21 protein-coding genes are annotated in these 19,734 nt (G+C 51.8%); 10 read left to right on the top strand and 11 right to left on the bottom strand.

Annotated features, from left to right (window positions below):
• Positions 1-15 precede the first annotated feature (15 nt).
• The gene (locus GOC95_RS09450) at positions 16-1,602 is read left to right on the top strand and encodes a SulP family inorganic anion transporter (RefSeq protein WP_275356833.1); all 1,587 of its coding nucleotides are present in this window, start codon (positions 16-18) and stop codon (positions 1,600-1,602) included.
• A 49-nt stretch (positions 1,603-1,651) separates the two neighbouring features.
• The gene (locus tag GOC95_RS09445) at positions 1,652-2,296 is read left to right on the top strand and encodes a carbonic anhydrase (protein WP_194747021.1); all 645 of its coding nucleotides are present in this window, start codon (positions 1,652-1,654) and stop codon (positions 2,294-2,296) included.
• 72 nt (positions 2,297-2,368) lie between these two features.
• Here the strand turns inward: GOC95_RS09445 and fdx are convergent, their stop codons facing one another.
• The 9 genes from fdx to cysE form a co-directional block, all read right to left on the bottom strand.
• A complete protein-coding gene (gene fdx / locus GOC95_RS09440; protein WP_194747020.1) occupies positions 2,369-2,710 on the bottom strand; it encodes an ISC system 2Fe-2S type ferredoxin in 342 nt (113 codons plus the stop codon).
• 1 nt (position 2,711) lies between these two features.
• Positions 2,712-4,601: a Fe-S protein assembly chaperone HscA gene (hscA, locus tag GOC95_RS09435; protein WP_275356832.1), complete on the bottom strand. Its 1,890-nt coding sequence runs from the start codon at positions 4,599-4,601 to the stop codon at positions 2,712-2,714.
• A gap of 6 nt (positions 4,602-4,607) precedes the next feature.
• A complete protein-coding gene (gene hscB / locus GOC95_RS09430) occupies positions 4,608-5,120 on the bottom strand; it encodes a Fe-S protein assembly co-chaperone HscB (protein ID WP_275356831.1) in 513 nt (170 codons plus the stop codon).
• A 43-nt stretch (positions 5,121-5,163) separates the two neighbouring features.
• Positions 5,164-5,487 carry an iron-sulfur cluster assembly protein IscA gene (iscA, locus tag GOC95_RS09425; RefSeq protein WP_194747017.1) on the bottom strand — a complete coding sequence of 108 codons (324 nt, stop codon included), beginning with the start codon at positions 5,485-5,487 and terminating at the stop codon, positions 5,164-5,166.
• 1 nt (position 5,488) lies between these two features.
• Complete coding sequence (gene iscU, locus GOC95_RS09420; RefSeq protein WP_194747016.1) at positions 5,489-5,872, bottom strand: Fe-S cluster assembly scaffold IscU; 384 nt, start codon at positions 5,870-5,872, stop codon at positions 5,489-5,491.
• A 179-nt stretch (positions 5,873-6,051) separates the two neighbouring features.
• Positions 6,052-7,269, bottom strand: coding sequence for an IscS subfamily cysteine desulfurase (locus GOC95_RS09415; protein ID WP_275356830.1), 1,218 nt, complete (start codon positions 7,267-7,269; stop codon positions 6,052-6,054).
• 26 nt (positions 7,270-7,295) lie between these two features.
• Entirely contained in the window at positions 7,296-8,441 is a 1,146-nt protein-coding gene (locus tag GOC95_RS09410) for a cysteine desulfurase family protein (protein WP_275356829.1), read from the bottom strand.
• A gap of 27 nt (positions 8,442-8,468) precedes the next feature.
• A complete protein-coding gene (gene iscR / locus GOC95_RS09405) occupies positions 8,469-8,939 on the bottom strand; it encodes a Fe-S cluster assembly transcriptional regulator IscR (RefSeq protein WP_194747013.1) in 471 nt (156 codons plus the stop codon).
• A gap of 152 nt (positions 8,940-9,091) precedes the next feature.
• Positions 9,092-9,826, bottom strand: a complete 735-nt coding sequence (gene cysE / locus GOC95_RS09400; protein ID WP_275356828.1) for a serine O-acetyltransferase — start codon at positions 9,824-9,826, stop codon at positions 9,092-9,094.
• A 199-nt stretch (positions 9,827-10,025) separates the two neighbouring features.
• Here cysE and GOC95_RS09395 point away from each other — a divergent pair, with 199 nt between their 5' ends.
• Complete coding sequence (locus GOC95_RS09395) at positions 10,026-10,334, top strand: YkgJ family cysteine cluster protein (protein WP_275356827.1); 309 nt, start codon at positions 10,026-10,028, stop codon at positions 10,332-10,334.
• Between the two features lie 101 nt (positions 10,335-10,435).
• On the opposite strand, the gene GOC95_RS09390 is transcribed toward GOC95_RS09395, so the two are convergent.
• Positions 10,436-11,188: an RNA methyltransferase gene (locus GOC95_RS09390; RefSeq protein WP_275356826.1), complete on the bottom strand. Its 753-nt coding sequence runs from the start codon at positions 11,186-11,188 to the stop codon at positions 10,436-10,438.
• Between the two features lie 84 nt (positions 11,189-11,272).
• On the opposite strand from GOC95_RS09390, the gene GOC95_RS09385 reads away from it, so the two are divergent.
• The 6 genes from GOC95_RS09385 (at position 11,273) to GOC95_RS09360 (ending at position 17,201) form a co-directional block, all read left to right on the top strand.
• Positions 11,273-12,082: an inositol monophosphatase family protein gene (locus tag GOC95_RS09385; RefSeq protein WP_194747009.1), complete on the top strand. Its 810-nt coding sequence runs from the start codon at positions 11,273-11,275 to the stop codon at positions 12,080-12,082.
• Between the two features lie 248 nt (positions 12,083-12,330).
• A complete protein-coding gene (gene mutS, locus GOC95_RS09380) occupies positions 12,331-14,877 on the top strand; it encodes a DNA mismatch repair protein MutS (protein WP_275356824.1) in 2,547 nt (848 codons plus the stop codon).
• Positions 14,878-14,887: 10 nt separating this feature from the next.
• Positions 14,888-15,487, top strand: a complete 600-nt coding sequence (locus GOC95_RS09375; protein WP_275356823.1) for a nitroreductase family protein — start codon at positions 14,888-14,890, stop codon at positions 15,485-15,487.
• A gap of 94 nt (positions 15,488-15,581) precedes the next feature.
• Positions 15,582-15,950, top strand: coding sequence for a thioredoxin family protein (locus GOC95_RS09370; protein WP_275356822.1), 369 nt, complete (start codon positions 15,582-15,584; stop codon positions 15,948-15,950).
• A gap of 278 nt (positions 15,951-16,228) precedes the next feature.
• Positions 16,229-16,804 (top strand): hypothetical protein, encoded by a 576-nt coding sequence (locus tag GOC95_RS09365; protein ID WP_275356821.1) that lies wholly within the window; start codon positions 16,229-16,231, stop codon positions 16,802-16,804.
• A gap of 76 nt (positions 16,805-16,880) precedes the next feature.
• On the top strand, positions 16,881-17,201 hold the full coding sequence (locus GOC95_RS09360) for a hypothetical protein (RefSeq protein ID WP_275356820.1): 321 nt from the start codon (positions 16,881-16,883) through the stop codon (positions 17,199-17,201).
• A gap of 190 nt (positions 17,202-17,391) precedes the next feature.
• Here the strand turns inward: GOC95_RS09360 and GOC95_RS09355 are convergent, their stop codons facing one another.
• Positions 17,392-17,856 (bottom strand): Lrp/AsnC family transcriptional regulator, encoded by a 465-nt coding sequence (locus GOC95_RS09355; protein WP_275356819.1) that lies wholly within the window; start codon positions 17,854-17,856, stop codon positions 17,392-17,394.
• Between the two features lie 164 nt (positions 17,857-18,020).
• Between GOC95_RS09355 and leuA the strand changes: the two genes are divergently transcribed.
• The gene (leuA, locus tag GOC95_RS09350; RefSeq protein ID WP_275356818.1) at positions 18,021-19,715 is read left to right on the top strand and encodes a 2-isopropylmalate synthase; all 1,695 of its coding nucleotides are present in this window, start codon (positions 18,021-18,023) and stop codon (positions 19,713-19,715) included.
• Positions 19,716-19,734 lie beyond the last annotated feature (19 nt).

Raw genomic sequence — 19,734 nt, 5'->3', positions numbered from 1 at the left:
GAGGACTGATACACCATGTCAACCGATACTCAACGGTCAGGGCCGTTGTCATTGTTAGCGCATTTGAACCGCGACCTGCCGGCTTCGATTGTCGTCTTTTTTGTCGCCTTGCCCCTGTGCCTGGGCATTGCACTGGCTTCTGGCGCCCCTTTGTTTTCCGGCGTGATTGCCGGGATTATCGGTGGCATTGTGGTTGGCCTCGCCAGTGGTTCGCAACTGGGGGTGAGTGGACCCGCGGCCGGCCTGGCGGTGATTGTGCTGGCCGCCATCAGCAACCTGGGCTCTTATGAGGCATTTCTCGCTGCGGTCGTACTGGCCGGGGTGTTCCAGTTTTTGCTGGGCCAGTTTAAAGCCGGCTTCATTGCTTATTTTGTGCCATCTTCGGTGATTAAAGGCATGCTGACCGGCATCGGCTTGCTGATTATCCTCAAGCAGATTCCGCATGCCTTTGGCTATGATGCGGACTTTGAAGGAGACGAAGCCTTTGAGGAGGCAGGGGGTCACAACACATTTAGTGATATTTTGCAGGCCTGGGATTTATTGACGCCAGGCGCCATTCTGATTGCCGCTGTTTCCTTTGCCATCCTGATTTTTTGGGATGTCTATTTGAGTAAAAAACATCGTGTGTTTCAAGTGCTGCAAGGGCCGATTGTGGTGGTGTTAACCGGTATCGCGCTCAACTGGGCGTTTATGCATGAGTGGCTGGACTTTAAACTGGCGGCAGACCAGATTGTGAGCTTGCCCGTTGCCAGCAGTCTGGGCGACTTCGCCAGTTTTTTCACCCACCCGGATTTTAGTCAGATGGCTCAGCCTTTGGTGATCAAAACCGCATTGGTGATGGCGATTGTGGCCAGCCTGGAAACCCTGCTGTGTGTGGAGGCGACGGACAAACTAGACCCGCACAAGCGTGTGACGCCGACCAACCGTGAGCTCAAGGCGCAGGGGTTAGGCAATGTTTTGTCTGGCCTGATTGGCGGTTTACCGATCACACAGGTGATCGTGCGTAGCAGTGCAAACATTACCTTTGGTGCACACACAAAAATGTCAGCGATACTGCATGGTTTTTGGTTACTGTTGAGTGCCATCACCATCGCCAGCCTGTTGAATATGATTCCGCTGGCCAGCCTGGCAACGATTCTGATTATGGTCGGCTATAAGCTGGCCAAACCCAGCCTGTTCAAGCAGATGTATGCCTTGGGTTGGGAACAGTTTGTGCCGTTTGTGGTAACGATTGCCGCGATTGTGTTGACTGACTTGCTGACCGGCATCGGCTTGGGCCTGGTGGTGGCTATTTTCTTCACCTTGCACCATAGCTATCGTAATTCGCATTACATCAAGCAAACGCGCTCGAACGAAGAGGGCCGCGAAGTGTATCATCTCGTTTTGGCCGAAGAAGTATCGTTTTTTAATAAAGCGAGCATCCTCGAAGTCCTGGCATCCATCCCGCGCAATAGCAAGGTGGTGATTGATTGCACCAATAGCAAATCCATCGCCTATGATGTGGTGGAGTTTATTCAAGACTACCAGCAACAGGCCAAACTGAAAAATATTGAGGTTGAAACCATCCAGTTTAACCCGCCCAAATTTATGCTTGGCCATTAAGATTTTGGCTGATCAATAATAAAAAACTGATTATTAAGGATAGATTGATATGTACAAACATCCCTTGCTCGACCGTGACAAAATGACCCCGCGTGAAGCGCTGGAGATTCTGGTCGAAGGCAACCACCGTTTTACCAGTGATCTCGAGCAGGACAAGGACTTCAAAAGCCTGATTCAAATCACCAAAGATAAGCAACACCCGTTTGCTTCATTCCTCAGTTGCAGTGACTCCCGAGCACCGGTGGAGTTGTTGTTTGATCAGGCGCTGGGCGATGTGTTCAGTGTGCGTCTGGCAGGCAATATTGCCTCGGATAAAGCGATTGGCAGTCTTGAATTCGCCAGTAAATACCTCGGCAGCAAACTGATTGTGGTCATGGGCCATAGCTCTTGCGGCGCAGTCAAAGCAGCTTGCGACGATTTTAAAGATGGGCATATTGGTGAGATTATCAATCTGATCAAACCTTCTATCCGTCACGAAAAAACAGTCTCTGACCCGGCGCAGCGTAACTCCAAGAATGGCGACTTCGTGGAAAAGATTTGTGCACTCAATGTGAAATATCAAATCGATACCATCATCCGCTGCAGTGATATTGTCGATGATATGCTGCAAAGCAAACAAATTGGTATTGTTGGCGCGGTTTATGATATCTCGAATGGCAAAGTGGACTTCCTTGAAGAGACATTTATTGGCTAGTCGCTGGTCTGGCACAAATAAAAAGCCGATGCATGCATCGGCTTTTTTTGTGGGAGCGCAGGACTCAGGCGCCTAGTGGTTACCCTCTTTGGCCAGATTGATGCTGTATTTCGGAATCTCAACCGTGACATCCTGATCCTGCAACACGGCCTGGCAGGACAAGCGTGAATGCGGTTGCAGGCCCCAGGCACGGTCCAGCATGTCTTCTTCATCTTCTTCGATCTCGTTCAGGCTGTTAAAGCCTGCACGCACAATGACATGGCAGGTAGTACAGGCACACACGCCGCCACAGGCATTATCAATGTCTATGTCGTGCTTCAACAAGGCGTCGCAAATCGAAGTCCCTGAGGCTGCTTCAATCACGGTGCCTTCAGGGCACAGTTCAGCGTGGGGGAGTATGGTAATTTTAGGCATATCAGAGTTCCAGTGAATCCAGGTTTTTACCAGCCAGCGCTTTTTTGACAGACGCATCCATGCGTCTGGCGGCAAAGGTTTCGGTGGCATGGTTGAGGGTTTCGGTCGCTTGCTTGATGGCTTGGCTATCGTGTTCATTACACAGGGCACGTAACGCCTGGATAGACGCTTCTATCTGCGCGCGCTCCGCCGTATCGAGCAAGGTATCGCCACTCTCTGCGAGGGCGGCTTCAATCGCTTCAATCAGGCGCTGGGCATCGACTATCGCTTCACGCAGCATGCGTGCCTGTTTGTCTGCTTCGGCGGCGCCAAACGAGTCTTTGAGCATACTGGTGATTTGTTCTTCGTTGAGGCCATAAGATGGCTTGACGGTGACATTTGACTCGACGCCACTGGTCTGTTCGCGCGCGGAGACCGAGAGCAGGCCATCGGCATCAATCTGAAAAGTGACGCGGATACGGGCAGCCCCGGCCGCCATGGGCGGAATGCCACGCAGTTCAAAGCGTGCCAGTGAACGGCAGTCGCTGACCAGCTCGCGCTCGCCTTGTACCACATGGATCGCCATCGCCGTTTGGCCGTCTTTGTAGGTAGTGAAATCCTGGGCACGTGCAATCGGCAAGGTCGAGTTGCGCGGAATGACTTTTTCAACCAGCCCGCCCATGGTTTCCAGTCCCAAGGAGAGCGGCGTCACATCCAGCAGCAATAAATCATCGCCACTGCGGTTGCCTGCCAGAATGTTGGCTTGAATGGCAGCCCCCAGGGCCACCACTTTGTCCGGGTCCAGATTGGTTAAGGGTTCTTGCTGAAAAAAGGCTTGTACGGCATGACGGATATGCGGCATGCGCGTCGCGCCGCCAACCAGTACCACGCCCTTGATTTCATCGATGGCCAGCCCGGCATCGCGCATGGCTTTGCGGGTAGGGCTCAGGGTTTTATTGACCAGATGTTCAGTCAGGGCAACAAACTGGCTCACGCTCAGTGTTTCATCCACCAATGCACCATTACTGAGTTTGCAGACAATATTGGCTTCATGGTTATCGGTCAGCCATTCTTTGGCCTGGCGCGCTTTGGTCAGCAACAGGCGCGTGTCTTCTTCGGTTAACGGTTTGAAGTCTGCCGTTTTGCTACGCACCTGATCGAGCACCCAGCAATAAATCCGGTGGTCAAAATCATCGCCGCCCAGGGCAGAGTCGCCATTGGTTGACAGGACTTCAAACACCCCTTTGCTCAAGCGCAGGATGGAAATATCAAATGTGCCACCGCCCAGGTCATAAATCACATAGACGCCTTCCGCAGCGTTATCCAGGCCGTAGGCAACGGCGGCGGCCGTCGGTTCATTGAGCAAGCGCAAGACATGCAAGCCTGCCAGTCGGGCCGCGTCTTTGGTCGCCTGGCGTTGCGCATCATCAAAATAGGCGGGCACGGTAATGACTGCACCGGTGAGTTCACCGCCCAGCGCCTTTTCAGCGCGCACTTTCAGTGTCTTTAAAATCTCGGCAGAAATCTCAATCGGGCTTTTGAGGCCGGCACGGGTTTTCAGCTCCAGAATGCCGTGTGAGCTGTCGTTCTCGACAAAATGGTAGGGGATATGTGCGCGGTCGGTGATGTCGTGCAAGGCCCGGCCCATAAACCGTTTGACCGAAACAATGGTATTCACCGGGTCCTGGCTTTGTGCCGCTTGCGCCTCATGGCCGACGACGACAGCCTCTTCGAGGTAACGTACCACAGAAGGCAACAAGGCATGCCCGTGTTCATCGTGCAACACGGTGCTCATGCCGCTACGCACGGTCGCCACCAGCGAGTTGGTGGTGCCCAGGTCTATGCCCACTGCCAGTTTGTGCTGGTGTGGGGCTGGGGAAAAACCTGGTTCTGAAATCTGTAATAGGGCCATGAAATTCTAATCTTCCAACTGGGCGATGATCTGGTGGATATCCTCAGTCACTTTGTCAATAAAACGCATTTTACGCACGGTCATCGCCGCCGCTTGCGGGGCATCAGCCAGCTCGGTTTTCACCTGTTGCTGCAAGTCTTTGGCCGCCAGATGCATTTCTGACAGCAAGCGTTCCAGTGCTGGAATGTCTTTGCCAAACTTGGCGTCTTCCATCGCCTCGCGCCACTCCATTTGTGACATCAGAAAATCCGCGGGCATGGCGGTATTCTGTTCCTCATCGGTAGCAATGCCCTGCAGTTGCAGCAGATAACGGGCACGGGCAGTCGGCTGCTTCAAGGTTTGATAGGCCTCGTTGGCCAAGGTGGCCATCTGCATGGATTGCATGCGTTCAGCAGGGGAGGCGTTCACAAACTTGTCAGGATGCACTTCAGCTTGTAGTTTGCGGTAGTGCGCATCGAGTGTGGCCAGATCAATTTCAAATTGGGCTGGCAGCTGAAACAGCGAGAAATGGTTTTGCATAAAGTCATCAGCCGCAGAAAACGAAGGTTATCTGCGGCAACAATTAAACCGTAAAAGACTCACCACAACCACATTCGTCCTTGACGTTGGGGTTGTTGAACTTAAAGCCTTCATTGAGGCCTTCTTTGGCAAAGTCGAGCTCGGTGCCATCGATGTAGACCAGACTCTTAGGATCTACAATCACTTTTATGCCATGGCTTTCAAACGTCGTATCCTCTGGCTGCAGATCATCCACAAACTCCAGCGTGTAAGCCATGCCCGAGCACCCTGTGGTTTTGACACCGAGGCGCAAGCCTATGCCTTTGCCACGGTTAGCCAGAAACTTTTCAACACGTTGGGCCGCGGCTTCTGTCAGGGTAATCGCCATATTACGCGCCTTGCTTGGATTTCAAATCGGCAATCGCGGATTTGATCGCATCTTCGGCCAGCACCGAGCAGTGAATTTTCACTGGCGGTAACGCCAACTCTTCCGCAATCGCAGAGTTCTTGATCTCTTGCGCCTGATCCAGGGTTTTGCCCTTGAGCCATTCTGTCACCAGTGAGCTCGAAGCAATGGCAGAGCCACAGCCATAGGTCTTGAATTTGGCGTCTTCAATCACGCCCGCATCATTGACCTTGATCTGCAATTTCATCACGTCGCCGCAAGCGGGCGCACCGACCATGCCGGTGCCGACATTCGGGTCGTTTTTGTCCATAGAACCCACATTACGTGGATTTTCGTAGTGGTCTAATACTTTATCTGAGTAAGCCATATGATTGCTCCTATCAATTAAAACGTCACATAAAGATTATGTTCATGTTTTAATTTAAAAAATAATTCTTTCATGAATAAAAATTGCAGATTTCATTGTCTGGCAAGGCGGAGGCATGCGCCGTTTAGTTTAATTTAAACAAGCATGTCGACAACGCCGCCAGGCGATGAAAGATCACATTAATGCTCTGCCCATTCAACTTTTGACAAATCAATCCCATCCTTGAACATCTCCCATAATGGGGACAGTTCACGCAGTTTTCCAATCTTGCTCTTCAACAAATCTATCGTGTAATCCACATCTGCTTCGGTGGTAAAGCGGCCAATGCTGAAACGGATGGAACTGTGAGCCAACTCGTCAGAGCGGCCCAAGGCACGCAAGACATAGCTTGGTTCCAGGCTGGCCGAGGTACAGGCAGAGCCGGAGGAGACGGCGATATCCTTGATTGCCATAATCAGCGATTCACCTTCTACAAAGTTGAAGCTCACATTCAGATTGTGGGGGACGCGGTGATCCAGGTCGCCATTGACGTAAGTCTCTTCAATTTGCAGCAAGCCGTTGAGTAGGCGGTCACGCAACATACGGATACGCTCATTCTCGCTGGCCATTTCTTCATGGGCAATGCGAAAAGCTTCCCCCATGCCCACGATTTGGTGGGTGGCCAGCGTCCCGGAACGCATGCCACGTTCGTGACCGCCGCCATGCATCTGCGCTTCAATGCGGATGCGTGGTTTACGGCGGACATACAAGGCACCAATCCCTTTAGGACCATAGGTTTTGTGCGCAGAAAAGCTCATCAAATCCACAGGCAGTTTTTCCAGGTCTATCGTTACTTTGCCAGTGGCTTGTGCGGCATCCACATGAAAGATCACGTTATTGGCACGGCAGAGATTGCCCAGCGCTTCGATATCCTGAATCACGCCGATTTCGTTATTCACCAGCATGATGGACGCCAGCACGGTGTCAGGGCGAATGGCTGCCTTGAATTTTTCCAGTGAAATCAGGCCGTCGGCTTCTGGTTGCAAATACGTGGCTTCATAGCCCTCGCGCTCCAGTTCACGCACGGTGTCCAGCACGGCTTTGTGCTCGGTGGCCGAGGTAATGATGTGTTTGCCTTTGCTGGCAGCATAAAAATGCGCAGCGCCTTTAATCGCCAGGTTGTTGGACTCGGTCGCACCTGAAGTCCAGACGATTTCGCGTGGATCCGCATTCACCAGTTTGGCAACTTCTTCACGTGCATGCTCAACCGCCTGCTCGGCTGTCCAGCCGTAAGGATGGCTACGCGAGGCCGGGTTACCAAAATCCTCGGTCAGGTAAGGGATCATCTTTTGTGCAACACGAGGATCCACAGGGGTGGTCGCAGAATAATCCAGATAGATCGGCTTTCTTTCAGACATATTTCAATGCTCTTTCCATAAAATACTTATGCCGCGATGGCACTTAACCCTTTGAGACGTTGCACTTCTTTCTGCAACGCGGCTAAAAATTCGCTGATTTCTTCGGCGGTGTTACTGTCGCTCACACTCACGCGTACCGCACCGCGCGCAAGGTCAGGTTCTATCCCCATGGCTAGCAGGACATGACTGGGCTCAGTACTGTCACTGGAGCATGCAGAGCCGCTGGCGACAGCAAATCCGGCTTTATCCAGCGCGGTGACCAAGGTCTCACCCTCAATATTGGGGATGGCAAAAAAACTCGTATTGGGCAGGCGTGGTACATTCGCCGCAAAGATCACCGCACCCAGACGCTGCAATCCGGCTTCAAGCTGAGACCGCAAGTCGTGGGTCGCCTGGCTGCGGCTTTGCAGCGGTTGCATGGCAAGCTGGCAGGCACGGGCAAAGCCTACAATACCGGCGACATTCTCGGTGCCGCTACGCAAGCCTTTTTCTTGCCCACCGCCGTGCAGCAAGGGCGCAATATCCACCCGTTTGTCCAGAATCAGCGCACCAACGCCAACCGGACCACCAATTTTATGGCTGGAAAGCGTCATCGCATGCACGCCCAAAGACGTAAAATCGACAGGCACCTTACCAAACGCTTGTACGGCATCGGTATGGATCAGCGCGCCATGCGCTTTTGCCAGCGTTGCCAATTCAGCGACCGGCTGTAAGGCACCTGTTTCGTTATTTGCCAACATGCAAGATACCAAGCCTGTGCGTGTGTTCAGCGCTTGTTCGGCTTGCTGCAGATCCAGCGTGCCTTCGGCCGTGACCGGTAGCGTTGCCACTTTCCAGTCATGCCAAGCCAGCGACTGAGCCGGTTTGGTGACACAGGGATGTTCAATGGCACTGATCAATAATTGCGTGGCACTCAAGTTGGCTGCCATGCCCTTGATGGCAAAGTTATTGGCTTCGGTACCACCGGAGGTAAAGACCACTTGCGACGGTTGCACACCCACACATTCGGCAATATGTGCTCTGGCCAGTTCCATGGCATCGCGCGCATTCCGCCCATACACATGACGACTGGTCGGATTGCCACACGCTTGCCCCAGCCACGGCAACATGGCGTCCAGCACTTGCGGTTTCAGTGCGGTGGTGCTGTTGTGGTCAAAGAATACGGTGGTCATGGACTTGGTGTGCCTTGATGCCCGGCCTTAAGCCGCAATGCTGGCTTCAGAGCCACATTTTCGCGGGGCAAAAATCACCTGGCCTGTAGATTTGTTGCGTTGCATGTCTACCATGTCGGCCAGTGTGACGCCTGACAGGTAGTCCAGAATTTTGCTGTTTAAAGAAGCCCATAGCTCATGGGTCATGCAGCGGCCTTCTTCATGGCAATTCTCGTTGCCACCACATTGGGTCGCGTCAATTTGCTCATCTACGGCAGTGATAATGTCAGAGACGGAAATCTCATGATGCGCTTTGGCAATACGGTAACCGCCGCCGGGCCCGCGCACGCTGGAAACCAGGCCTTGTTTGCGCAGGCGACTGAATAACTGTTCAAGGTAAGATAATGAAATGCTTTGGCGCTCACTGATGCCGGCCAATGTCACTGGTTTATCCGCTTCATAGAGCGCGATATCCAACATGGCGGTAACGGCAAAACGACCTTTGGTAGTTAATCGCATCTTGAGATGACCTTTAAAAACAGTATTGAATTATAGAATAACCTACTGTTTTAGTCAATTATTATGCTGTAAAAGTTCAGTCTGTTTTTATCCATCTAATCAAGGTCTCAATGCGGGCCCGAGGTTAGGCTGGAAAGGCCTGTTCGCTGCCTTTATTCCGGCTTTTTGGCAAACGCCTCACCGACATTGCTGTCGTTTTCCACATCATTAAGCCTGGCCACTTGCGCCTTCAGCTCGGCAATTTCTGCTTCTTGCTTGTGTGCATGATCAAGCAAGCCGTTGATCGCCTTGATCATCGGGTCATTTTCATCGTTGCCCACCGCATAGGCGTTGAACCCCATTTTCTGTGCGACATCATGGCGTTGCTTGGCTTTTTCCTCCTCGAGGATACGCGCCGGAATCCCAACCGCAGTGGCGTTTTCAGGGACGTCTTTGACCACCACGGCATTGGAGCCGATTTTGGCGTTCTTGCCGACGGTGATGGGCCCCAACACTTTAGCCCCTGCGCCTATCACAACGCCAGATTCCAGTGTTGGATGACGTTTGCCCTTGTTCCAGCTGGTGCCGCCCAAGGTGACGCCATGGTAGAGCGTGCAGTCATCGCCAATAATCGCTGTTTCGCCAATCACCACGCCCATGCCATGATCAATAAACACGCGCCGACCAATGGTGGCGCCGGGATGAATCTCGATGCCGGTCAGCCAGCGGCCAAGATGCGACAACGCGCGTCCCAGCCAATAGAGCCGGTGGCTCCATAACCAGTGACTGAAGCGATGCAAAATCAGCGCGTGGACGCCAGGGTAGGTGGTCAGAATCTCGAAATGTGTCCGTGCGGCCGGGTCACGGTCAAACACAATCGAAATATCTTCTTTAAGATGTTTGAACATGCGCGCATTATGCCACAAGTCGTGGCTTGCGCTTGCCGGGTTGTTGGTTGGGAGGGATGGTTAGCCACAGAGGGCAAAAACATTACAGAGAAAACCCATGAAACACACGTTTTTGTTTTCTTTGCCTGGTGTGGGCGTTGTGGCGAAAGAAGGGAAAGTCGTTAAAATAGTGAGCGTGTTTATTAGAAATTCGTGTTGAATGTCAGATCATTGCCAATCCTGCGGTGCCTGTTGTGCCAGTTTCCGCGTTTCGTTTTACTGGGCTGAGACTGACGCGCATCCACTGGGGACGGTGCCGGTCGCCATGACGACTAAAGTCAATGAAACTTATGTCTGCATGCAGGGCACCGAGACCAAGCTGGTTCGTTGCGTCGCGTTGCAAGGGCAGGTTGGGCAGTCAGTCGGGTGCAGTATTTATGCCTTGCGATCAAGCACCTGTCGCGAGTTTGAAGCAGGGTCGGTCGTATGCAATGAGGCGCGGGCGAAGATCGGGTTGGCTGCGATTTGACGACGCATGGGTGACCACAATATTCACCGCCAATAAAAAAGCAATCTGTTTGTGCCTGATTATCTGCGGCTCTGCTTGATACTTTGTGGTGAACGCAGCCACTAATACTTGCTGTGTTTCTTGGGATTGACCGTGAGAGTCAAAATCCCGCGCAACAGGTTCACTTCTTCTTTCTCGAGCCGGGTACGGCCATACAGGCGGCGCAAGCGCTCAAACAGTTTTTTCGGTGCACGTGGATTGATATAGCCGATATGCTCCAGGACTTCGCGCATGTGCTCATAAAAACGCTCCAGGTCCTCCTGCGTCGCCAGTTCCACCGGTTTCTCCTGGTAATGCAGTTCACCGGTCGTCACGGCCATGCGGGTTTCATAACACATCACCTGTACGGCTTGCGCCAGATTGAGTGAGGTGTATTCCGGATTGGCCGGAATCGTAGCCAGCACATGGCAGCGGTCCGCTTCGGCGTTGCTAAGTCCGCTCATTTCGGTGCCAAACACCAGCGCGACCTCGCTATGGCTGGCGACAGTTTTGACTTCCTGTGCTGCTTCACGCACGGTCATCACCTGTTGCGACAACGAGCGCTCTTTGCCGCTGACGCCAATCACAAACTGGCAATCAGCCAGCGCTTCTTCCAGGGTTTGTGTCACCACGGCCTGGTCCAGCACATCACCTGCATTCACGGCCAGTGACTTGGCTTCGCCATCGGGAAAGTGCTTGGGACGCACCAAATAGAGCCGGTTCAGGCCCATGGTTTTCATGGCGCGCGCGGTCGAACCGATATTGCCAGGATGGCTGGTTTGGCATAACACGACGCGGATATTGTTAAAAATGGGGGATTCAGAGGTAGAAGACATGCGTATATTTGGTCGTTGTGTTTGTGACACAGCGCTTAAAAAGCTAAAATAGCATTTTATCAGTGTAATCAAGAATCCCACAGCATGCATCCAACCCTGAATGTCGCCATCCGCGCCGCGCGTGAAGCTGGCAAAATCATTAACCGTGCCGCCATGGATATTGGCGCCCTCAAGATCGAGCAGAAAGACACTAACGATTTCGTCAGTGAAGTGGACCGGGGTGCCGAGCAAGCCATTATTGCCGTGCTCAAGGACGCGTATCCCACCCATGGCTTTTATGGGGAAGAGAGCGGTAAATCCAACAGTGAGTCCGATAGCATCTGGATCATTGACCCGCTGGATGGCACCACTAACTTTTTGCATAACTTTCCGGCATATTGCATCTCGATTGCCTTGCAAGAAAAAGGCGTGCTGACGCAAGCCGTTATTTACGACCCTGTTCGTAACGACTTGTTTACCGCCACCAAGGGCAGTGGTGCCTTCCTGAATAATCGTCGTATCCGCGTCACCCAGCGCGCAAAACTGCAAGAAGCCTTGCTCTCTACCGGCTTCCCATTCAAAGATTTTAGCTATCTGGAAACCTACATCAACATTTTCCGCGACATGGCCAAAAAAACCTCTGGCTTGCGCCGCCCTGGTTCGGCTGCGCTCGACCTGGCTTACGTTGCCGCGGGTTACAGTGATGGTTTCTTTGAGATTAATCTCTCCCCTTGGGATATTGCTGCCGGCGCTTTGTTAGTGCAGGAAGCTGGCGGGATCGTCGGTGACTTTGAGGGCAACGAGAGCTGGTTGCGTACCGGAAACATTGTTGCTGCTAATCCTAAGGTATTTAGCCAAATGTTGCAGGTGATTGCACCGCATTTAACCGAGCGGATTAAAACGCCGACTTTGTAATTTTGTATTGCGTTCAGGCTTGTCACAAACCCGGAGTTGAATCCGGGTTTGTTTTTTTCTGGCACGACAACTCGCATCAAGGTTGTTCTCCTCGCTTGAAACAATGGCTTTTTTATAGATCTATTGATCACGGTTGTATTCGTCATGCTCGCTGGCCGGACACATGATCATCCTGCATCCTTTTGTTGTAAGATGCCAAGGCTAAACACACTTATTCACTCAACCCATACTCGCACTGATTTATCCGCATGTCCTTCGAAAACCACACCCCCATGATGCGTCAATACCTGACGCTTAAAGCACAGTATCCCGATATGCTGCTGTTTTACCGCATGGGTGATTTTTACGAACTGTTTTTTGAGGATGCAGAAAAGGCAGCCCGTTTGTTGGGGATTACCTTAACTCGCCGTGGTGCCAGCAATGGCGAGCCGATCAAAATGGCAGGCTTGCCTTACCATGCGGCCGAGCAGTATCTGGCCAAGCTGGCAAAGATGGGCGAGGCAGTGGCCATTTGCGAGCAGGTGGGCGATCCGGCGACCTCAAAAGGGCCGGTGGCGCGCGAAGTGACGCGCATCCTGACGCCGGGCACACTGACGGATGCGGCCTTGCTGGATGAAACCCGCGATAACACTTTGCTCTGCGTAGCCAGGGGCGAGGGTATATTGGGGTTAGCACGGCTCAATCTGGCCTCAGGCGAGTTTGTTTTGACTGAAATTGCACCAGGACACTTGCCGCAGGAGCTGGAGCGCATCCACCCGGCTGAGCTGGTCATGGCTGAGGATCATAATGCTGAGGCCTTGCAGCATGCACGTTGCGCCAAAAAACGGCTTGCCCCCTGGCAATTTGACCTGGAAACGGCCAACCGCAGTTTGACCCAGCAATTCAATACGCATGATCTGGCCGGGTTTGGTTGTGGCGAGATGCCCGCGGCCGTGACGGCGGCGGGGGCCTTGCTGGAGTATGTGAAACATACGCAGCGCACGGCCTTGCCGCATATTGTCGGCTTGCGTGTCGAGCAGAGCCATCATTACCTGCAACTCGATGCGGCCACCCGGCGCAATCTGGAAATCGATACCACCATACGCGGTGAGACTTCTCCCACTTTGTATTCGTTGCTGAACTCGACGCAAACCGCCATGGGTGCGCGTTTGTTGCGGCATTGGTTGCATCATCCTTTGCGTAACCAGCAGACCATACAGCAGCGGCATCTGGCAGTCGCCGAGTTATTTGAACAGTTTTTGGATAGCGCGTTGCAACAAGCCTTGCATCCGGTGGGCGACATTGAGCGCATGACTGCACGCGTGGCGCTCAAGTCGGCCAGACCGCGCGATTTGTCTGGTCTGCGCGATAGCTTGTTGCAGCTGCCGGCGCTGGTCAGCGTCTTGCCGCGGACACAATCCGGCTTGTTGCAGAGTCTGATCGCCGAATTGCAGGTACCTGCCGAGGCTTTGCAGATATTGGTACAGGCGATTCAAGCTGAGCCGTCTGCCGTGTTGCGTGAGGGCGGTGTGATTGCGACGGGGTACGATGCCGAGCTCGATGACTTGCGGGCGATTCAGACCGACCACGGCGATTTTCTGTTGCAATTTGAGGCCGCTGAAAAAGCCCGTACTGGCATTACTAACCTCAAGGTTGAATACAACAGCGTGCATGGTTTTTACATTGAAATCAGCCGCTTACAGGCAGAAAGTGCGCCAGCGGAGTATCGTCGCCGCCAGACCTTGAAAAATGTAGAGCGCTTTATCACGCCCGAGTTAAAAGCGTTTGAGGATAAAGTGTTGAGCGCCAATGAGCGTGCGCTTGCACGTGAAAAAATGCTGTATGAACAGGTGTTAGAGGCTTTACTGCCACACATCGCCCAGTTGCAGCGGATTGCCACCGCCGTGGCGACCTTAGATGTGCTGGCCTGTTTTGCCGAGCGCGCACGGTCGCTCAATTATGTGCAGCCGCAATTCCGCGCAGAGAATGGCCTGGATATCCAGGGTGGGCGGCATCCGGTGGTCGAGAGTATCGCGCAGCCCTATGTAGCCAACGATGTCGTGCTCAATCCCTATCGGCAGTTATTGCTGATCACCGGCCCCAACATGGGCGGTAAATCTACCTTTATGCGGCAAACGGCCTTGATTGTGTTGCTGGCCTACTGCGGCAGTTTTGTGCCTGCCCAAAGCGCAATGATTGGTGAGATAGACCGTATTTTTACCCGTATCGGCGCCTCTGACGATTTGGCAGGTGGCCGCTCCACGTTTATGGTCGAAATGACGGAGACGGCGAATATCCTGAATAATGCCACCGCAAACAGCCTGGTATTACTGGATGAAATCGGCCGCGGAACCAGTACCTTTGATGGCTTGAGCCTGGCTTGGGCGGTGGCCAAACAACTGCTCGAAAAAAACAAGTCACTGACTCTGTTTGCCACCCATTATTTTGAGCTGACGCGCATTGTCGATGAAGCCAAGCATGCCGCCAACGTCCATCTGGACGCCGTTGAGCATGGTCAGGGCATCGTCTTTTTGCATAAAGTTGAAGAGGGCGCCGCGACCATGAGCTATGGTATACAGGTGGCGCAACTGGCCGGCATTCCCAAATCGGTGGTGCAATTGGCTAAACGCAAATTGCAACAACTCGAAAACCAGACCATTGCAGCGACACCGCAAAATGATTTGTTTGCCAGTGCCGTGCCCCCCGAGGAACCGCCTGCCCATCCGGTGGTCGCAGAATTGGAACGCATACAGCCTGACGACCTGACACCGAAGCAGGCGCTAGAGTTACTTTATCAATTGAAAAAACAACTGTGAGGATTTCACCATGCAAAAGCCAGCCATTACCCAGCAGCCTATACACGATTTGATTGCCAACCGTTGGAGTGGCCGCGCCTATGATGCCAGCCAAGGCGTGAGTCAAGAGCAAGTCATCAGCCTGCTAGAAGCAGCCCGCTGGGCGCCTTCCTGCTTTGGCGATCAGCCCTGGCGCTACGTTGTTTGCAACAAGGCGGATAACCTGCAAGCCTGGCAAGAAGCATTTGACTGCCTGGTGCCTGGCAACCAGAGCTGGGCTGTGAATGCACCGGTGTTGTTACTGATTTGTGCCGATACCCTGTTTAGCCATAACGACAAACCCAACAAATGGGCACCATACGATACCGGCGCTGCTACTGAAAACCTGTGTCTGCAAGCCACTGCCCTCGGCCTGATGGCGCACCAGATGGGCGGTTTTGATGCCGACAAAGCCAGAGCGACCTTCAACGTGCCTGAGCGCTACCAGATTCTAGCCATGGTCACCGTCGGCTACCAGGCGGATGTTGAAAGTCTGACAGGTGAGACCAAAGAGCGTGAAACTGCTGCGCGTAGCCGTAAACCGCTCAATGAGCTGTTTTTCAATGGGCAATGGGACCAAAGCATTGTTTAAACTTTGCGCGATTGCAGCAAAAGCGGTTAGCGTGCCTGCCATCCTCTGCTAAAATGCTGGCGATAAAAATATAATTGAACGGATTGGAGATCATATGGCAGTCGTTACGCTGACCAAAGCAAACTTTAAAGAAACCATCGAAAATAACCCATTCGTGATTGTCGATTTCTGGGCGCCTTGGTGTGACCCCTGTGTTGCCTTCACGCCCACCTTTGAGGCCGCGGCAGCAAAAAATCCTGATATCGTGTTTGGCATGGTCAATACCGAAACCGACCCTGAAATCTCAGATTATTTTGAGGTGAAGCAGATTCCAGGCTTACTCGTGATACGTGAACGCGCAGGCATACACGCACAAGTCGGCGAGATTGGCGCGCCAGCGCTGGATGAAATTATCAAATGGGCAAGAGACTTTGACATGACACCAGTGCGGGAATATTACAAAGCAGAAGATGCCAAGCAATAATTGGTGAGTTTGCCTAAGTTTAAAAAGCCATGCTTAGCATGGCTTTTTGCTTTTCTGAGAGATGATAAATTTGTATGTCGCAGAACAAGTTGAAAGTTTGATCCTATCGTCTACAATCACTAAAACAGTAACGCTCTGTCTCTATATTAGTAATTTAATAAGGAGACGCATAAATATTAAAACCAAGAAAGAGCAATGGATTCCAGCCATGTATATCAAATATCCAATTCTTAATATAGAGACCCATGGGTCTCTATAATTACTGTTGGGCGTCTAGAATGGTCTCGATTGATATTCGTAGATTTTTTACGGTAATACTATTACTTTTCATACCCTTAATCACTGGTGCGGCTCCGCTGGGTAATGCTCCTCAAAATAATTACTCAGTTCCGCAGTTTTGGAATATCTGTCTCAATCCTGTTACTGTTTTAATGCAACAACCCTCAGTTATTTACAGCTCAACATCAAAAAAATCAAAGGTTGTTGCAAAGTTAAGTCGCAAAGAAAAGGTTAGCGTGGTTGAAGCTGTTGATATTGTTATAAAGCCTGGAGTGGCTAAAGTCGTGGGTGATTTTGAAAACAATTACTTAAAATTGTCTGTTGGAACAGAAGTTTATGTTTTGGCTGAATGGGAGATTGACTACGCCCACGCTTGGTATGCTGGAAAAGCAGTCGAGGGTGGGTTGCCCATATTCGACCCCAGCGCTTTTTCAATCATAAAGAAACCTACAATCGAAAGGTGGTTAAAGATTAAAAACAGCCAATCCCCTTACAAAAGTGGCTGGGCACTAGATAGCGAAGCTTTCAGTGACAATAACGCAATCAGTACCTGTAAAAGGGCATATGAACAATAAACGCCCAACCCATCATTCAAGCGGGACACGCTAAAGCGTGCCCCTTAATTCAAACGTTAGGCAAATGGGAGAAAAGATGTTTGAGTTCACAAAACACGATTTAGCAAGCTTTTACCAATATGTTGTGGTTAACGTTGCGCAAAGGCTTGGAATTAAAGAAGCCGAGTGGAAATCAATTGGTGAGTTAGGTATTGAAATATCTAAGTCCAATAGTGATATTTATGAAATATTGGTTCAATTCTTCAAAGACTATCAAGCTTGGTACGACTATTCATACGATGAGAAGGGCGTTGGAAAGTCCTTTGACTTCACAAACGACAGTGGAACGAGATATATTGATTTATCAAACAAAAGAGATGAAACAAGAAGTCTGCTATTGCAAAAGCTTAATGCCTAACCCATCCATCAAGTGGGACGCGCTAAAGCGCGCCCCTTACTCAAACGTTAGGTATCAAAGATTGACGATGATAAAAACTAAAAGACCTTTGTTCTCACTTCATTGTGATGAGTCACTCACTGAGCAGGGGGAATGGGCAGCTGATATTGTTAAAAACTTTAAAAACCAACCACTTTCTCCAGCTCAAGAGTTATTCCACTGGCACTTTCGCCCGAGCCACCACATTTCTCAATACAAAACTCGTATGCACCCCGGTGACGCCTGCAATCTTGGTGATTTTATGCAGTAGCAGGTGTTGGTAGTCGTCCATGTCCTTCACTACCACTTTCAGCAAGTAGTCAGACTGCTGGCCGGTGATTAGAAGGCATTCCAACACTTCGGGGATTTGTGTAATGCTGCTTTCAAAATTGGCGAAGCGTTCTGGTGTGTGTTGATCCATGGAGATACCGATGAGCGCCATCAGGCTTAGGCCTAGCTTTTTCGCGTCTACCAGCGCTTGATAGCCGAGGATTAGCCCGGCGTGTTCGAGCGCTTTGACCCGGCGCAGGCAGGGGGCTGGGGAGAGGCCAATACGGTCGGCGAGGTCCTGGTTGCTGATATGGCCTTCGGTTTGCAGGATGTTTAAAATGGCTTTGTCAAAACGGTCTAATTTCATGGTTATTTCATTTAATATTTTAATGTTGAAATAATATTACAAAATATTTTATTTTATTGAAATATTATTTTTAATTAATGCGTTTTTTGATTGAATTAGCAATTTAATTTTTTGCAAAGTCTTTATCATGTGTCTTGTCAAAAACATCTCTTCTGGAGCACAACATGCAGACACAATCCGCACATAAATATCAGGCTTTTCCTCCCGTTCATCTGCCGGACCGTCAATGGCCGAATGCAGTGATCACGCAACCGCCGATCTGGATGAGTACCGATCTGCGCGATGGTAATCAGTCGCTGTTTGAGCCGATGGATGCGGATAAAAAGCGCCGTATGTTCAAGATGCTGTGCCAGATGGGCTTTAAGGAAATTGAAGTGGCGTTTCCTTCGGCCTCGCAAACCGATTTCAACTTTGTGCGTAGCCTGATTGAAGAAAGGCAGATTCCCGAGGATGTGACCATAGAGGTGCTGACGCAGGCGCGTGAGCATCTGATCCGCCGTACGATGGAGTCCGTCCGTGGCGCGCGTCGGGTGATTGTGCATGTGTATAACGCGATTTCGCCAACGTTTAGGGATGTGGTGTTTAATATGACGAAGGCAGAGGTCAAGGCGATGGCCGTGGACGCGGTGCGTCTGGTAAACGCACTGGCCGCCGAGATGCCTGAGACCGAAGTCGTGATGCAATATAGCCCGGAGACGTTCACGGCGACCGAGCTTGAATTTTCCAAAGAGGTGTGCGACGCAGTCACTGAGGCCTGGGAGGCAACGCCTGAGCGCAAGATCATTATCAACCTGCCGGCGACGGTGGAAGTGGCCACGCCGAATGTGTATGCCGACCAGATTGAGTGGATGCATAGACATCTGGCGCATCGCGACAGCGTGATTCTGAGCCTGCATCCACACAATGATCGCGGCACGGCAGTGGCGGCGACTGAGCTGGGCATCATGGCCGGGGCGGATCGCGTGGAAGGCTGCCTGTTTGGGCATGGGGAACGCACGGGCAACGTGGATCTGGTGACTGTGGCGCTGAATATGTATTCGCAAGGTGTGCATCCTGGCCTGGATTTTTCCGACATTGATGCGATTGGCCGGACGGTGGAGGAGTGTACGCAGATTGAGATTCACCCGCGCCACCCTTATGCGGGCGATCTGGTGTTTACTGCGTTTTCTGGTTCGCATCAGGATGCGATTAAAAAGGGATTCGCGGCAAGACAGTCGCAGCCTGCCGATGCGCCCTGGAATATGCCTTACCTGCCGATAGACCCCAAGGATGTGGGTCGCAATTATGATTCGATTATCCGGGTGAATAGCCAGTCAGGCAAAGGCGGCGTGGCTTATCTGCTTGAGAGTCATTATGGGGTGGTGATGCCCAGACGCATGCAGGTCGAATTTTCTGCCGTGGTGCAGCAATATACCGACCAACACGGCAGCGAGGTGGGGCCTGAGACCCTGTGGCAGCTGTTTAATGCTCACTATGTGTCTACGGTGATGCCTATGCATATGCAGGACTATCAGCTGGAAAGTCATGCCCAGGGCCAGGCGATCCGCATGCATATGGCGGTCAATGGCGTGCCCGCCATCGCCAGTGGGCAAGGCAACGGGCCGGTGGATGCGGCGATTCATGCCCTGCAACATATGGGCATTGAGGTACAGGTGCGCAGTTTTGAAGAGCGTTCGCTAGGGGCCAGCCCGTCTGCTGGTGAGGCGATGGCCTGCGCGTTTGTCGAGGTCGCGTGTCAGGGCAAGGTGTGTTACGGTGTGGGGATGGATACCAATATCGTCACTGCTTCGATCAAGGCCATTTTTAGTGGTATGAACCGTTGCCATGTGCAGGCCGGCAGCCTGCGCAAAACGGCTTGATCTGGTTGGGCCTTAATCT

The sequence above is a fragment of the Methylophilus sp. YYY-1 genome, from assembly GCF_029132825.1.
Taxonomy (GTDB): Bacteria; Pseudomonadota; Gammaproteobacteria; order Burkholderiales; family Methylophilaceae; genus Methylophilus; species Methylophilus glucosoxydans.
This window is presented reverse-complemented; position numbering and strand designations above follow the sequence as displayed.

What these genes read in the sequence shown, in the direction of transcription:
- hscA (WP_275356832.1), bottom strand. Translation starts at nt 4,601, where the DNA reads ATGGCCCTATTACAGATTTCAGAACCAGGTTTTTCCCCAGCCCCACAC.
- GOC95_RS09445 (WP_194747021.1), top strand. Translation starts at nt 1,652, where the DNA reads ATGTACAAACATCCCTTGCTCGACCGTGACAAAATGACCCCGCGTGAA.
- GOC95_RS09415 (WP_275356830.1), bottom strand. Translation starts at nt 7,269, where the DNA reads ATGTCTGAAAGAAAGCCGATCTATCTGGATTATTCTGCGACCACCCCT.
- GOC95_RS09375 (WP_275356823.1), top strand. Translation starts at nt 14,888, where the DNA reads ATGCAAAAGCCAGCCATTACCCAGCAGCCTATACACGATTTGATTGCC.
- GOC95_RS09360 (WP_275356820.1), top strand. Translation starts at nt 16,881, where the DNA reads ATGTTTGAGTTCACAAAACACGATTTAGCAAGCTTTTACCAATATGTT.
- hscB (WP_275356831.1), bottom strand. Translation starts at nt 5,120, where the DNA reads ATGCAAAACCATTTCTCGCTGTTTCAGCTGCCAGCCCAATTTGAAATT.
- iscA (WP_194747017.1), bottom strand. Translation starts at nt 5,487, where the DNA reads ATGGCGATTACCCTGACAGAAGCCGCGGCCCAACGTGTTGAAAAGTTT.
- GOC95_RS09395 (WP_275356827.1), top strand. Translation starts at nt 10,026, where the DNA reads ATGTCAGATCATTGCCAATCCTGCGGTGCCTGTTGTGCCAGTTTCCGC.
- iscR (WP_194747013.1), bottom strand. Translation starts at nt 8,939, where the DNA reads ATGCGATTAACTACCAAAGGTCGTTTTGCCGTTACCGCCATGTTGGAT.
- iscU (WP_194747016.1), bottom strand. Translation starts at nt 5,872, where the DNA reads ATGGCTTACTCAGATAAAGTATTAGACCACTACGAAAATCCACGTAAT.
- GOC95_RS09365 (WP_275356821.1), top strand. Translation starts at nt 16,229, where the DNA reads ATGGTCTCGATTGATATTCGTAGATTTTTTACGGTAATACTATTACTT.
- cysE (WP_275356828.1), bottom strand. Translation starts at nt 9,826, where the DNA reads ATGTTCAAACATCTTAAAGAAGATATTTCGATTGTGTTTGACCGTGAC.
- GOC95_RS09355 (WP_275356819.1), bottom strand. Translation starts at nt 17,856, where the DNA reads ATGAAATTAGACCGTTTTGACAAAGCCATTTTAAACATCCTGCAAACC.
- GOC95_RS09390 (WP_275356826.1), bottom strand. Translation starts at nt 11,188, where the DNA reads ATGTCTTCTACCTCTGAATCCCCCATTTTTAACAATATCCGCGTCGTG.
- leuA (WP_275356818.1), top strand. Translation starts at nt 18,021, where the DNA reads ATGCAGACACAATCCGCACATAAATATCAGGCTTTTCCTCCCGTTCAT.
- mutS (WP_275356824.1), top strand. Translation starts at nt 12,331, where the DNA reads ATGTCCTTCGAAAACCACACCCCCATGATGCGTCAATACCTGACGCTT.
- fdx (WP_194747020.1), bottom strand. Translation starts at nt 2,710, where the DNA reads ATGCCTAAAATTACCATACTCCCCCACGCTGAACTGTGCCCTGAAGGC.
- GOC95_RS09410 (WP_275356829.1), bottom strand. Translation starts at nt 8,441, where the DNA reads ATGACCACCGTATTCTTTGACCACAACAGCACCACCGCACTGAAACCG.
- GOC95_RS09385 (WP_194747009.1), top strand. Translation starts at nt 11,273, where the DNA reads ATGCATCCAACCCTGAATGTCGCCATCCGCGCCGCGCGTGAAGCTGGC.
- GOC95_RS09370 (WP_275356822.1), top strand. Translation starts at nt 15,582, where the DNA reads ATGGCAGTCGTTACGCTGACCAAAGCAAACTTTAAAGAAACCATCGAA.
- GOC95_RS09450 (WP_275356833.1), top strand. Translation starts at nt 16, where the DNA reads ATGTCAACCGATACTCAACGGTCAGGGCCGTTGTCATTGTTAGCGCAT.